12 protein-coding genes and 1 riboswitch are annotated in these 13,187 nt (G+C 39.8%); of the genes, 10 read left to right on the top strand and 2 right to left on the bottom strand.

Annotated elements, in window-relative coordinates:
• Positions 1 to 25: 25 nt before the first annotated feature.
• A complete protein-coding gene (locus tag ACKTS5_RS05325) occupies positions 26 to 1,198 on the bottom strand; it encodes a metallophosphoesterase (RefSeq protein WP_408042810.1) in 1,173 nt (390 codons plus the stop codon).
• A 202-nt stretch (positions 1,199 to 1,400) separates the two neighbouring features.
• Here ACKTS5_RS05325 and ACKTS5_RS05330 point away from each other — a divergent pair, with 202 nt between their 5' ends.
• On the top strand, positions 1,401 to 2,219 hold the full coding sequence (locus ACKTS5_RS05330; protein WP_408042811.1) for a sensor histidine kinase: 819 nt from the start codon (positions 1,401 to 1,403) through the stop codon (positions 2,217 to 2,219).
• Positions 2,216 to 2,923 (top strand): LytR/AlgR family response regulator transcription factor, encoded by a 708-nt coding sequence (locus ACKTS5_RS05335; RefSeq protein WP_408042812.1) that lies wholly within the window; start codon positions 2,216 to 2,218, stop codon positions 2,921 to 2,923. Before ACKTS5_RS05330 ends, ACKTS5_RS05335 begins: the two co-directional genes overlap by 4 nt.
• Positions 2,924 to 2,997: 74 nt before the next feature.
• Here the strand turns inward: ACKTS5_RS05335 and ACKTS5_RS05340 are convergent, their stop codons facing one another.
• Entirely contained in the window at positions 2,998 to 3,477 is a 480-nt protein-coding gene (locus tag ACKTS5_RS05340; protein ID WP_408042813.1) for a hypothetical protein, read from the bottom strand.
• A 137-nt stretch (positions 3,478 to 3,614) separates the two neighbouring features.
• Here ACKTS5_RS05340 and ACKTS5_RS05345 point away from each other — a divergent pair, with 137 nt between their 5' ends.
• The 8 genes from ACKTS5_RS05345 (at position 3,615) to cysD (ending at position 13,177) form a co-directional block, all read left to right on the top strand.
• The gene (locus ACKTS5_RS05345) at positions 3,615 to 4,595 is read left to right on the top strand and encodes an endonuclease/exonuclease/phosphatase family protein (protein ID WP_408042814.1); all 981 of its coding nucleotides are present in this window, start codon (positions 3,615 to 3,617) and stop codon (positions 4,593 to 4,595) included.
• Positions 4,596 to 4,699: 104 nt separating this feature from the next.
• Positions 4,700 to 4,815: riboswitch (SAM riboswitch) on the top strand.
• A 128-nt stretch (positions 4,816 to 4,943) separates the two neighbouring features.
• A complete protein-coding gene (locus tag ACKTS5_RS05350; protein WP_408042815.1) occupies positions 4,944 to 6,236 on the top strand; it encodes an O-acetylhomoserine aminocarboxypropyltransferase/cysteine synthase family protein in 1,293 nt (430 codons plus the stop codon).
• A 15-nt stretch (positions 6,237 to 6,251) separates the two neighbouring features.
• Positions 6,252 to 9,653 carry a bifunctional aspartate kinase/homoserine dehydrogenase I gene (gene thrA / locus ACKTS5_RS05355; protein ID WP_408042816.1) on the top strand — a complete coding sequence of 1,134 codons (3,402 nt, stop codon included), beginning with the start codon at positions 6,252 to 6,254 and terminating at the stop codon, positions 9,651 to 9,653.
• A gap of 20 nt (positions 9,654 to 9,673) precedes the next feature.
• Positions 9,674 to 10,840, top strand: coding sequence for a trans-sulfuration enzyme family protein (locus tag ACKTS5_RS05360; RefSeq protein ID WP_408042817.1), 1,167 nt, complete (start codon positions 9,674 to 9,676; stop codon positions 10,838 to 10,840).
• 26 nt (positions 10,841 to 10,866) lie between these two features.
• Positions 10,867 to 11,274, top strand: a complete 408-nt coding sequence (locus tag ACKTS5_RS05365) for an RrF2 family transcriptional regulator (protein WP_408042818.1) — start codon at positions 10,867 to 10,869, stop codon at positions 11,272 to 11,274.
• Positions 11,275 to 11,385: 111 nt separating this feature from the next.
• The gene (locus ACKTS5_RS05370) at positions 11,386 to 11,640 is read left to right on the top strand and encodes a DUF2061 domain-containing protein (protein WP_408042819.1); all 255 of its coding nucleotides are present in this window, start codon (positions 11,386 to 11,388) and stop codon (positions 11,638 to 11,640) included.
• 11 nt (positions 11,641 to 11,651) lie between these two features.
• Positions 11,652 to 12,260, top strand: a complete 609-nt coding sequence (locus ACKTS5_RS05375) for a phosphoadenosine phosphosulfate reductase domain-containing protein (protein ID WP_408042820.1) — start codon at positions 11,652 to 11,654, stop codon at positions 12,258 to 12,260.
• Positions 12,261 to 12,271: 11 nt separating this feature from the next.
• Positions 12,272 to 13,177 carry a sulfate adenylyltransferase subunit CysD gene (cysD, locus tag ACKTS5_RS05380; protein WP_408042821.1) on the top strand — a complete coding sequence of 302 codons (906 nt, stop codon included), beginning with the start codon at positions 12,272 to 12,274 and terminating at the stop codon, positions 13,175 to 13,177.
• The last annotated feature ends 10 nt before the right edge of the window (positions 13,178 to 13,187 follow it).

Raw genomic sequence — 13,187 nt, forward strand, 5'->3', positions numbered from 1 at the left:
TAAAAAGGGACGGATGTCCCTTTTTTTACAATGCTTCGAGGGTTCCATCACTAAAGGCTCGAAAAAACTTTCCGTCTTTAATGAGCAAGCCCTCTGAGGATTTAGAAGGCCAATTAGACTGATAGTCCTTAGGATGCTTTACGTCGATAGCATAGACTTGTCCGTCGTATAGTTTTTGTACACGTCGTTGAATGGTATGCCCGACAACGATTTGTTTCGCCTGATATTTTTGTAGCATTGGGCCTAACTTTTCGGGTTGAAAGTCACTTTTAAAATAACCGCGATACCAAGAGATTCCCGTTTTGGTCGAATTGATAAAATCCGATGCTCCTTGGGTTGTTCGGGGGTAATAGCCTTGGAAATAGTTCTCTCTTGCGATGTTGTTGATGGTGGAGAGTTCAAGGTTGTAGGTCGTAATGTCAGGATGCATACCTCCGTGAGTAAACAGGGTTCCATTGATGCGTTCGATACTGTTTTTGGTGGCGATCCACTGTCCTAAAAAGCTGTTCTTACCCCACAGTAATCCGGGATTGATTTCTAAAATGGTCGCGACACCCAAGTATTTTTTTGAGGCAGCTAGGTAGTTTCCTGCGAGGTTTTTAAGTTCGTGATTACCGAGAATAAAGTGAACTTGACCTCCCAATTTTTGGGCTTCTTGTTCTAGTTTATATATAAACCAAAGTACTTGCGTTGCGGAATTTCCGCGATCCATAAAATCACCGACCAATACCAAATGTCCTTTTCCAAAAGTCCATTGCAATTGCTTGTTAATAACACCATGAGCAATCAGAAAGTCTCTAAAGGTTTGGAATCCACTTTCTATATCTGAAATAGCGAGTATGCGCTCTTGGTCTGTATAGCTAGCAGGTGGAACTGCGGGGAGGTTTTCCAGCGTGAAATTAAACGTTGAAGGTTCTAAGGCAAAGTAACAAGACAGCGCTTGTCTATCTTTTAAGGCTACCCGTTGAGTGCTGCAACGGAAGCCGTCCGTTTTATTTCCCTTTAGGTAGTTGATAAGTGCCGTACTGTCGTTTTCTAAAAAGACATAAGGTCCTTCGTTATGAAGTTCTTTTGCTTTACTGTCTAAACTTCCTCCAATACTTCCGTTTAGGCTAAGTAGCACTAGTAAGCCAATGACCAACAGAGATATAAAGGTTCCTATGACGTGCTTTAAGTAGGTAATAATACGTGTTTTCATAAGTAAGATTTGTTTTTTAGCAAACCTAAAGGCCGTGTGCTTCACATTAAAATTCATGGGCTATACAGCAGCAAATTTTACCGAAACAACGGTTGAGCGATGCGTTTTGTTACAGGGTGGTCTATGACTGTTGTTGGTAACGAAATCGGGTTGTTTGTCCCAACTTTTATATCTTGTCCTTTTGGGAAGTTACTTTTGAACTATGAAAAAATGGAAATTACGACAGCGTATGCTCAGCTGGAAAGGAATTGTCTTGGTGAGTTTATTGGGGCCTTTAGTTGGCTTGTTTTATCAATTGGTTATCTTAAGTAAAGATTCTGTAGTCTTGTTTGCTGACACGCCGATAGTGTTAAGTCTATTAATTATAGGCTATTACTGCCTGCTATTTGTTTTCGGAATTGTGTGGTTCTTTAAACAGTTACAATCCTATTTTTCGATAAAAGAAGCCTTAAAGCAAAGCCAGCTGAACTACTTGAAATCACAGGTAAATCCACATTTTTTGTTCAACGTGTTAAACAAGCTTTACGGTGAAATAGATAAGGATACGAATCAAGCAAAAGAGGTGGTACTGCAATTGTCAGAGCTGCTGCGCTACGGAGTATATAAAGCACAGGCAGCGCGTGTTTCGTTACGGGAAGAAATTTCGTATTGCGAGAGTTTTATAGCACTTCAGCGCATGCGTTACCACCGGTCTGTTACCGTAAACTTTGAAGTAAATATCGATAGTGATTCCTATGAAATTATGCCTTTGGTATTTATCAATTTGTTAGAAAATGCCTTTAAACACGGCGTTGAAAAGCTGCGTAAAGAGGCGTATATAACGATAGTGTTGACAGCTAGTAAAGGACAAGTGCGATTTTTGATAAAAAATAATGTACCTGAAGAAACTGGGGTTTATACAACCGGAGTGGGACTGGACAACTTGGAAAAACGCCTGGCATTGGTATATCCGGATAGGCATGAATTTAAAATTTGTACCTTGGAAAACGAATTTACTGCAGAGCTAATACTGAAGGTATGACACGTTACTTAATTATTGATGATGAAGCCATAGCCCATGAAATTATTCGAGGGTATTGTGATAAAATCCCTGATTTTCAACTGGCGAAAAGTTGTTACGATGCGGTGGAGGCGTTGGCTTTTTTAGGAAGTAATACTGTTGACCTCATTTTTTTAGACTTAAATATGCCGATGCTAAAAGGCTTTGACTTTTTAAGAACCTTATCACATACGCCAAAAGTGATAGTTACGACAGCGTATGCAGAACATGCTTTGGAAGGTTATGAACTGAACGTCGTTGATTATTTATTAAAACCATTTGGTTTTGAGCGTTTTTTAAAGGCGGTAAACAAGGTAATGACAGAGGTCCCAGAGCGTGTACCAACTACTGAAAGCTCGGAAGAACCGCTATTTTTCAAAGTAAAAGGGAAACACGTTCAATTGCGTCCTCGTGAAATTTGCTATGTAGAATCGGTTGGGAACTATTGCAAAATAGTCACCCTGTCTAGAGAATTTTCGTTGCGAACCAGTTTGACTGATTTACTACAGTTACTGTCAGGTAGGGGGCTTCTTCAGGTACACAAATCTTTTGCGGTCTCACTGGAGAAAGTAGATGTTATTGAAGGGAATCGGATGTGCATCGGGAGCACCACTATTCCAGTGGGTAGGACGTATAAACTGCGAGTTCAGGATGTATTAAAAAAACAAAAAAGGCTCGATTTTTAATCGAGCCTTTACAAAACTAATCTACTAGCTAATTAACGTCGGGTGTCAATTAAGCCATCACTAACAAAGTGATTCTATTCATCGCGGTGGTCGCGATCCCTTCTGAGTTTTCGGTTGCGTTTGTGTTTTTCTTTTTTAATGCGTTTCGTCATTTTCATTTTTTTACGCATCATGGTCTTTTCAAAACGTTCAAATTGTTTTTCATCTAAAATGTTCATCATGGCGCGTTTGAATTCAATTTGCTTGTCTAAACGAGCATTCATAGCGTTAAAACGTTGATCAGCGGTTGGTTTTGCCTTCTTTTTCTTTAAGGCTTTACGCTGTTCTTTCATAGCTCTTCTATCGGCAATCTGAGCTTCTAACAAAGGTTGAATTTTGCGTTGTTGTGCGTTGTTTAAGTTTAATCGCAGTGTCATTTTTTTGACTGCGATGGTGGCTTGTTGTGCTACGGTCATCGGATTTCTTTCCTCATCCATTGCGCGTTCACCACGCTGTGCCTGAACGGCAGTTGAATAACTTAATACGAATATTAAAAAACCAATTACTTTTTTCATCTTTACTATTAATTTTAATTACACCTCTATGACTACCCTAAAGTAAAAAGGTTTAAATTTGAGGGAGATTATTAACAATTTTTTAGTAATCGCAATGTTCAATTAAGTAGTTATAATTAATCTAAAACAAGTTTCCAATGAAACGTTTTTTATCTTATTTAGTCGGTCTTCTCGTGATGTTATTATTGATTTCAACAGTGTTTTTTTATTGGGCATCTTCGTCCACACTCGATAGTGCATCCTATGCTAGTTTGCGCCAAAATTCGTTTGAAACAGCTGTCGATACCGATTCGGTTTACAGTATTGTTACTTATAATATTGGGTATTTGAGTGGGATGACGAACAACAAAGCTGTAGAAAAACCAAAATCTTTATTTGACACGCATTTAAAACGAGTTTTAGGAGCATTGGAAAAAGTGAATCCAGATATTATCGCCCTGCAAGAAATCGATTACGATGCTGAACGATCGCATCAAGTAAACCAAGAAGAGGCTATTGAAAAACTCGGGTATAAATACATTGCGAAAGGAGTAAATTGGGACGAACGTTATTTACCATTTCCCTATTGGCCACCGAGCATGCATTTTGGAAAAGTGGTTTCAGGTCAGTCGATTTTGAGTAAGTATCCTCTTAAAGATTATGAACGCATCGTATTGCCTCGCGTCGAGGATAGCCCATTTTATAGAGATGCTTTTTATTTGGAACGTTTGTTACAAGTGGTAAAAGTGACGATAGAGAATCGCGATGTGGTTTTGTTGAATGTCCATTTAGAGGCTTTCGATAAAAAAACACGTGCAATTCAGTTGGCAGCAGTAATGAAGGAATTTAAAAAATACAGCGCTTCCTATCCAACAATTTTATTGGGAGATTTCAATAGTGATCCGAAATATACCGATCCAGTAGTTCAAGAATTATTTGATGCTCCGGGGATAGGAAATGCTGCTTTTTCAAAAGATAATTACGATTTAACTTTTGATACAGCGAAGCCTTTTGAGCGATTAGATTATATTTTCTTTACAGAAAAAACCTTGCTTGAAGTGGAGGGTAAAGTACTTAAAGAATTTGGTCAAGCCTCTGATCACCTGCCTGTTGAGTTGCGTTTTAAATTCGTGAAATAGCAAGGACTCAAGGAAACATTTTGAAAAAAAATAAAATAATGTTTGGATTTTAATTTTTTATTTTGAAATCTTTGTACTCGTAAAAGTTCAAACACTTATTGACGATGTTATCAAGAAAGGTGGAGGGATTAGACCCTTTGAAGCCTTAGCAACCCTTTGCGCAATGCAAAGAAGGTGCTAAATTCTACCAGTTGTCACAGACAATTAGGATAGATAACACAAGAAGTTTCCTTTTTATACTACAGGGAACTCTATGTAATTTCTTAATAACATTTTTCTAGTAAGCAACACCTTAGGGTGTGTTTTGGCTTTTGGTTTAATTTTTAATTAACTCAAAAAACAAGAAAAATGAGTACACAACAATTCGCAACCCAAGCGTTGCACGCAGGACATGACGTAACAAGTACAAGTGGAACAAGAGCCGTTCCAATTTATCAAACAACTTCGTATGTTTTTGACAACGCAGATCATGCGGCAAATTTATTTTCGTTAAAAGAACTAGGGTTTATCTATACCCGTTTAAACAATCCGACGAATCAAATCTTACAAGACAGGCTGGCGGCTTTAGAAGGAGGGGTCGGAGCGGTAGTATTCGCCTCGGGGACAGCGGCCATCGCAACGGGATTGCTCACGTTACTAAAAAGCGGCGATCATATTGTTGCTTCGAGTAGCCTGTACGGAGGTACGTATAACTTGCTCAATGTAACCTTACCTCGTTTGGGGATAACTACCACTTTTGTCGATCCAAGTGATCCAGAGAATTTTGAGAAGGCGGTGCAAGCAAATACGAGAACTGTTTTCGTAGAATCACTCGGAAACCCGAAGCTAGACGTGTTGGACTTGAAAGCCATAGCTGCCGTAGCCAAAACAGCAGGAATTCCTTTTATAGTAGATAATACCGTTGCCACTCCAGCCTTGTTAAACCCGATAGAACACGGCGCTAACATCGTAATTCATTCACTGACGAAATATATTGGAGGGCAAGGGAATTCTCTAGGTGGGGTAATTATTGATGCCGGGAATTTTGATTGGTCGAACGGGAACTTTCCTGAATTTACAGAGCCTTCAAAAGGGTATCACGGTTTGGTATACCACGAAACGTTGGGGGCAGCTGCGTTTACGTTTAAATTAATTTTAGAAGGATTACGAGATTTTGGAGGCGCACTTAGCCCTACCAATGCCTTTAATATTTTACAAGGACTGGAAACGTTAGATATAAGAATTCAACAACACAGTAAAAATGCGCTAGCACTAGCAACTTGGTTGGAACAGCAAGAAGAAGTAGCGTGGGTGAATTATCCGGGCTTGGCTTCGAGCTCGTACAAAGAATTAGCCGATCAGTATTTGCCAAAAGGACAAAGTGGTATCGTTACCTTTGGTGCAAAAGGAGGTTTTGAGGCAGCGAAAACCATTGCCAATACAACAAAACTCTTTTCACTACTGGCAAACATAGGAGATACCAAATCACTGATCATTCATCCGGCAAGTACAACACATCAACAGTTAGATACGGCATCACAAGAAAGTACTGGGGTTACACCCGATTTGATACGTCTTTCGGTTGGATTGGAAAATCTAGAAGATTTAAAATCTGATTTAAAAGCAGCGTTCAGCGAACTAAAAAAAACAGTACTCGTTTAAAAAATAGGTCTCGTAATGGCAGTAAAGCAAGATTTACACAGTATTGAATTACTCAAATATACCGCAGAAAGCGGTGCCCAATTCCATCATTTACCGTTAAGTTATCAGTTGTTTGGTAAGCCTTTGGGTACTGCTCCTGTGGTTCTGATCAATCATGCTTTGACAGGAAACAGTGAGGTGGCAGGAGCATCAGGTTGGTGGAGTGCTTTGGTGTGTCCGAAGGGGGTTATTGATACAGAAAGGTTTTCTGTACTCTGTTTTAACATTCCAGGTAATGGATACGACGGTTTTATCATCGAAAACTACAAAGATTTAGTAGCTCGAGATATAGCAAAAATTTTTCTGAAAGGCTTGGAGCACCTCGGTATCGAGTCGTTGTACGCACTGATAGGTGGGTCCTTGGGAGGAGGTATTGCATGGGAAATGGCGGTGTTGCAACCGAAAATTACCCAACACTTGATTCCGATCGCAACGGATTGGAAATCCACAGATTGGCTCATCGCAAACTGTCAAATTCAAGAGCAAATTTTAACCAACTCAAAAGAACCAGTGCACGATGCGCGTATGCATGCCATGCTCTGCTATCGAACACCAGCCTCTTTTAAAAATAGGTTCCAACGTTCGGTCAACGAGGAGCTAGCAGTATTTAATGTTGAGAGCTGGCTTTTACATCACGGAAAAAAATTACAAGAGCGTTACCAGTTAGCCTCTTACAAATTGATGAATCAGTTGTTAAAAACGATTGATGTAACGAGAGGGCGCAGTTCGCGCGAAGTACTGGAGTCTATCCAAGCAGAGATTCATCTTATAGGTGTGGATTCTGACCTGTTTTTTACTGCAGAAGAGAATCGAGAAACACAACGAGATTTAGCAGCAGTACACCCACATATTACGTACAATGAAATTAATTCGCTTCACGGACACGATGCGTTTTTAATAGAGTACAAACAATTAAAAAAAATCATTTCAAAAATAATTGACGATACGTCAAATTCACGAAAAATGAAAGTATTAAAATTTGGAGGAAAGTCACTTTCGAATGAAGGTGTTGCAAAAGTTGTCGATATCATAGAAAAGAAAGTTCATGGAGGAGAGCGAATTGCAGTCATTGTATCTGCAAGAGGGAATGCGACAGACACTCTTGAGCAACTCCTTGAAAAAGCAGCAAAAAACGAAATATATCAAGATCAGCTAGAGGCTTTTAAATACGAACAATCGAAATTAACGCCTTTGTTAGATTATACCCAAGAGTTCGGAAGAATAGAGCAATTGCTAGCAGGAGTAGGACTTTTAGGAGATTATTCGTCAAAAATTAAGGATGAAATCCTAGCACAAGGAGAATTGTTATCCATAAAAACGGTGACAGAATTGTTGGAGCAAAAAGGAATTCCAGCTGTAGCTACAGATGCCAGACACCTGTTAAAAACGGATGGGAATTTTGGAAATGCACAACCATTACTCGATGTTTCAAAACAAAATGTGGAGCAATTTTTCGAAGTTAAGGCCGTGGAGAAAATTCCTGTAATTTCAGGTTTTATCGCTTCTACTTTGGAGGATGAAACCACTACCTTAGGAAGAAATGGAAGTAATTATACGGCGTCGTTGATCGCTAATTATTTAAATGCGGAAGAGCTTCAAAATTACACCCATGTAGACGGTATTTTTACAGCAAATCCTGACCTCGTTGCCGATGCTCAAAAGATTGAAGAGTTGAGCTATTCTGAAGCCAATGAGCTGGCAAATTTTGGTGCTAATATTTTACATGCAAAAACGATCATTCCGCTGTTGGAGAAAAATATCAACCTTCGTATCGTAAATACATTTAACCCAGCAGATAAAGGAACTTTGATCACCTCTAAATCCAATGCAAAAGGGATTAAATCAATCTCAGTTCTCGAACAAGTGGCTTTATTGAACTTTGAAGGAAGGGGCTTATTGGGAAAAGTAGGAGTTGACGCCCGTATTTTTAAGGCTTTGAGTAATAGAGGAATTAGTGTGAGTATTATTTCACAGGGTTCGTCAGAAAGAGGAATCGGCTTAGTAGTTGACAAGCAACAAGCAGAGGAGGCAGTAAAGGCATTGGAATTTGAGTTCGAACACGAACTGTATACCAAAGATGTGAGCAAAGTTTCCATCCTTGAAGATGTAGCTGTCATATCGATTATCGGGCAGGATTTAAGTGAGTTTCATCAGCCTTATAATGCCTTGATAAAGAATCAGGTGGTTCCGTTGTTGTTTAACAATACCATAACGGGGAAAAACGTATGTATGGTAGTGCGCAAAGCAGAGCTGACCAAAGCCTTGAATGTAATTCACGGTCAGGTATTTGGTGTAGCAAGAAAGATTAACATCGCAATTTTTGGAAAAGGACTGGTGGGAGGCGCTCTTATAGAACAGATTTTAGCCCAAACCGAAACAGTATTAAAGAGAAGAAAGGTGCAGCTGTCTATTGTAGCGATTGCAAATTCAAAGCAGGTAGTACTTGATAAGAATGGAATTTCGGGTAATTGGGAACAGCAGTTAGCAGCCTCGCCAACGGTGGAGTCTGGAGTTGCAGAGGTAATTTCGTATGCTCGCGAACATCATTTAGAGAATTTAATTGCGGTGGATAATACAGCGAGTGAGTCGTTTGTAAAAAACTATTTCCAATTGATACAAGCTGGTTTTGATTTGGTATCCTCGAACAAAATTGCCAATACGGTTTCGTACGACTTTTATAAAAATTTACGCGGTCAGTTGGATAAGTACAAAAAGCAGTATTTATATGAAACCAATGTAGGAGCAGGATTGCCACTGATTGATACCATTAAGTTACTGCACGATTCAGGTGAAAACATCACCCGTATACGCGGCGTGTTTTCCGGTTCGTTGAGCTACTTGTTTAACAGGTTCTCAAAAGAAGATGTTTCCTTTTCAGAAGTACTGGAAGCAGCCATCGAAAAAGGGTATACAGAACCAGATCCTAGAGAAGATTTGAGCGGAAACGACGTGGCCAGAAAACTCTTGATTTTATCAAGAGAACTCGATTTAGAAAATGAATTTAGTGATATACGCATAGAAAATTTAATTCCAAAAGATTTAGCCGATATATCAGTTGATGGGTTTTTAGATAATCTAAAAGTATTAAATAGCGGTTTTGATCAACTGAAGAAAGCGCAGCAACCAGGGCATGTGCTGCGCTACATCGGCGACCTGTACGGTGATTTACAACAAGCCAAAGGCGAACTGGAAGTATCCTTAGTTTCGGTACCGGAAAGCTCTCCCTTGGGAAGCTTACAAGGATCGGATGCGATATTCGAAATATATACCGATTCGTACGGAACCCAGCCTATTGTGATTCAGGGAGCTGGTGCAGGAGCACAAGTGACCGCACGTGGAGTATTTGGCGATATTTTACGATTGATAAACAACAACTAAACCTATTAAAAATAGTAACGATGAGTGATAAGTTCGAAACCTTAGCCGTGCGCACGCAAACTGAGAGAACCCAATTTGATGAACACGCAACACCGTTGTACCTCACTTCGAGTTTTGTCTTTCAAGATGCAGAAGATATGAGAGCTTCCTTTGCAGAGGAACGAGATAAGAATTTGTATAGCCGATTTTCAAACCCCAATACTACGGAGTTTGTGAATAAAATTGTCGCCATGGAAAAAGCGGAGGCAGGTTATGCTTTTGCAACCGGAATGGGAGCGGTATTCTCGACCTTTGCTGCGCTGTTAAATGCCGGAGATCACATTGTGTCTTCTCGATCGGTGTTCGGTTCTACCCACAGTTTGTTTACCAAGTATTTCCCGAAGTGGAATATTGAAACCAGCTACTTTAAAGTAGACGAACTCGATACCTTAGAGCAGCTAATTCAGCCGAATACAAAAATTCTCTATGCAGAGAGTCCTACCAATCCGGCCGTAGATGTGTTAGACTTGGAACTGTTGGGGAAATTGGCTAAAAAGCACAATTTATTGTTGGTGATTGATAATTGTTTTGCAACGCCGTACCTGCAAAATCCCATTGATTTTGGTGCAGATTTGGTCATTCATTCGGCTACTAAATTAATTGATGGACAAGGACGAGTACTAGGTGGCGTTACGGTAGGACGTGCCGATTTAATTCGAGAAATTTACCTGTTTGCCAGAAATACCGGACCTGCCTTGTCTCCTTTTAACGCTTGGGTATTGTCAAAGAGTTTGGAAACACTTTCACTACGCGTTGAGAAACACTGCCAAAATGCACTCGCAGTAGCGAAGTATTTAGAAGGGCATCCGGCGGTTAAGAAGGTTAAATATCCGTTTTTGCCAAGCCATCCAGCCTACGATATCGCCAAAAAGCAAATGCGCTTTGGGGGAAGTATCGTCGCCTTCGAAATTGAAGGAGGGATTGATGCAGGAAGGAAGTTTTTGAACAATATCAAAATGTGTTCGCTTTCAGCAAATTTAGGAGATACCAGAACCATCGTTACCCATCCGGCGTCCACAACACATAGCAAGTTGAGTGAAGCCGATCGCTTAGAGGTGGGGATTACTGACGGCCTCGTGCGTTGCTCTGTTGGTTTAGAGCACGTTGAGGATGTCATTGACGATTTAAAACAAGCACTCGATAGCTAGGATAAAAAAAAGTGTATTTTTGTAATATGCTTTCTAAGAAAACTAAATACGGAATAAAGGCATTGACATTCATTGCCAAACAAGAAATAGGGACCAAAGTACAAATTGCAACCATTTCGGAATCAGAGAATATTTCACATAAGTTTTTAGAGAGCATATTACTTACCTTACGAAAAGCTGGCGTTCTCGGAGCCAAAAAGGGAAAAGGAGGCGGTTATTATTTGTTGAAGTCCGCTGAAGCGATTAAAATGACCGAAGTTATCCGTACCCTAGAAGGTCCCATAGCCATGGTACCCTGTGTAAGCTTGAATTTTTATGAGAAATGTGACGATTGCCCGGACGAAGATGCCTGCGCAGTACACAAGTTAATGATTCAAGTTCGCGACAATACACTGGAGGTTTTGAGAAATACAACCCTAGCAGACCTAGTGTAAACATGTTACATAATTGTTAATTTACTAAATAGTTCTTTCATATTTGAAAAGAGTCTTTATATTTGCCAACTCTAAAACCTACTATTCCGATAGGGTAAAGGTGTTTTAAAAATGATTGTAGACGAAATACTAGAAAATAAAACCGATTTTAATAGCGATAAGCAGTCGGAAAAGCCGATACGAAGCATCGTGAAATCAATTAGTTGGAGGGTGGTTGGTACCATCGATACCGTATTGATTTCTTGGATTATAACAGGACAAATGACCACTGCCTTTTCAATAGGAGCAGTAGAGTTGGTAACAAAAATGCTCTTGTACTTTTTTCACGAACGCGTTTGGAATAAGATTAAATGGGGTAAAAAATAAGTGTAAAAATTATGGATTTAAAACAGATAAACAACGAGTTAAGAAATCAAACACCAGAAGCGATTGTAGCCTGGGCTGTAGCTTTGAATAAGAAATCAGTAATCACTACAAATTTCCGCCCTTACGAAGGAGCTATTTTGCATTTGGTTACAAAGCAGCAGCCTGGCATTGATGTAATTTGGTGTGATACAGGTTACAATACACCTCAAACCTATGCACATGCAGAGGACCTCATTGAAAAATTGAGCCTGACGATTCGTTTGTTTGTACCGAAACAAACGGTTGCGCATAGAAATGCAGTCTTGGGGTTACCTACCGTAGATGATCCTAAACACGAAGCGTTTACGAAGCAAGTAAAGTTAGAGCCTTTCCAACGCGCAATGCAGCAATACCAACCAGAAGTTTGGTTTACCAATTTACGCAAAGGACAAACAGCGTTTAGAGATAGCATTGATATCGTTTCCGTAAGCAAGGATGGAGTGCTAAAAGTAAGTCCTTTTTACCATTGGTCAGACGAAGCTTTAGACGCCTATTTAGAAGAACATAAGCTACCCAATGAGTTTAAATATTTTGATCCAACGAAGGTAGAGAGTAATAGAGAATGTGGTTTACATATTTAAAAAATAGAATTATGAATACAAATAGTATACAAGTAGGAGCATTAGAAAGTGAGGCTATTTTTATTATAAGAGAGGTAGCCGCGCAATTTGAAAAACCCGTCTTGCTCTTTTCAGGTGGGAAAGACAGCATCACCTTAGTGCGATTGGCACAAAAGGCTTTCTATCCAGCTAAAATTCCGTTTCCGTTAATGCACATTGATACGGGGCATAACTTTCCTGAAACCATTGAGTTTAGAGATCGCTTGGTGAAAGAATTAGGCGTAGAGCTTATCGTACGAGAAGTACAGACCAATATTGATGCAGGAAAAGTTAAGGAGGAAACAGGAAAGTACGCAAGTAGAAATGCTCTTCAAACAGAAACGTTACTAGATGCTATTGAAGAGTTTGGCTTTGATGCGTGTATCGGAGGAGCCCGAAGAGATGAAGAAAAGGCGCGTGCGAAAGAACGTATTTTTTCGGTACGTGACGATTTTGGACAGTGGGATGAGAAAAACCAACGACCTGAATTGTTCGATATGTTAAATGGACGCATCGATTTAGGACAAAATGTTCGTGTTTTTCCGATTTCAAATTGGACAGAATTGGATGTGTGGACTTACATACAACAAGAAAAAATAGAAATACCATCCATTTATTTCGCACACAAAAGAGCGACGTTTATTCGTGATGGTCTCATTTGGTCAGCCAATGATGAAGTAGTGTACAGAGAAGATGAGGAATTGGTAGAAGAACGCATGGTCCGTTTCAGAACGGTGGGAGATATGAGCTGTACTGCAGCAGTACTGTCAGAAGCCGTGGATATCGACACCATCGTACAAGAAATTAGAGTGTCTACTATTTCTGAGCGCGGAGCTCGTATTGATGATAAGCGATCCGAAGCAGCCATGGAGAAACGAAAGCAACAAGGATATTTTTAAAAAAACTACA

Source organism: Tenacibaculum litopenaei, from assembly GCF_964514025.1.
Taxonomy (GTDB): Bacteria; Bacteroidota; Bacteroidia; order Flavobacteriales; family Flavobacteriaceae; genus Polaribacter; species Polaribacter litopenaei.

Bases quoted from the DNA above. Each gene is read 5' to 3' on its own strand.
- ACKTS5_RS05325 (WP_408042810.1), bottom strand. From the start codon at position 1,198: ATGAAAACACGTATTATTACCTACTTAAAGCACGTCATAGGAACCTTT.
- ACKTS5_RS05330 (WP_408042811.1), top strand. From the start codon at position 1,401: ATGAAAAAATGGAAATTACGACAGCGTATGCTCAGCTGGAAAGGAATT.
- ACKTS5_RS05335 (WP_408042812.1), top strand. From the start codon at position 2,216: ATGACACGTTACTTAATTATTGATGATGAAGCCATAGCCCATGAAATT.
- ACKTS5_RS05340 (WP_408042813.1), bottom strand. From the start codon at position 3,477: ATGAAAAAAGTAATTGGTTTTTTAATATTCGTATTAAGTTATTCAACT.
- ACKTS5_RS05345 (WP_408042814.1), top strand. From the start codon at position 3,615: ATGAAACGTTTTTTATCTTATTTAGTCGGTCTTCTCGTGATGTTATTA.
- ACKTS5_RS05350 (WP_408042815.1), top strand. From the start codon at position 4,944: ATGAGTACACAACAATTCGCAACCCAAGCGTTGCACGCAGGACATGAC.
- thrA (WP_408042816.1), top strand. From the start codon at position 6,252: ATGGCAGTAAAGCAAGATTTACACAGTATTGAATTACTCAAATATACC.
- ACKTS5_RS05360 (WP_408042817.1), top strand. From the start codon at position 9,674: ATGAGTGATAAGTTCGAAACCTTAGCCGTGCGCACGCAAACTGAGAGA.
- ACKTS5_RS05365 (WP_408042818.1), top strand. From the start codon at position 10,867: ATGCTTTCTAAGAAAACTAAATACGGAATAAAGGCATTGACATTCATT.
- ACKTS5_RS05370 (WP_408042819.1), top strand. From the start codon at position 11,386: ATGATTGTAGACGAAATACTAGAAAATAAAACCGATTTTAATAGCGAT.
- ACKTS5_RS05375 (WP_408042820.1), top strand. From the start codon at position 11,652: ATGGATTTAAAACAGATAAACAACGAGTTAAGAAATCAAACACCAGAA.
- cysD (WP_408042821.1), top strand. From the start codon at position 12,272: ATGAATACAAATAGTATACAAGTAGGAGCATTAGAAAGTGAGGCTATT.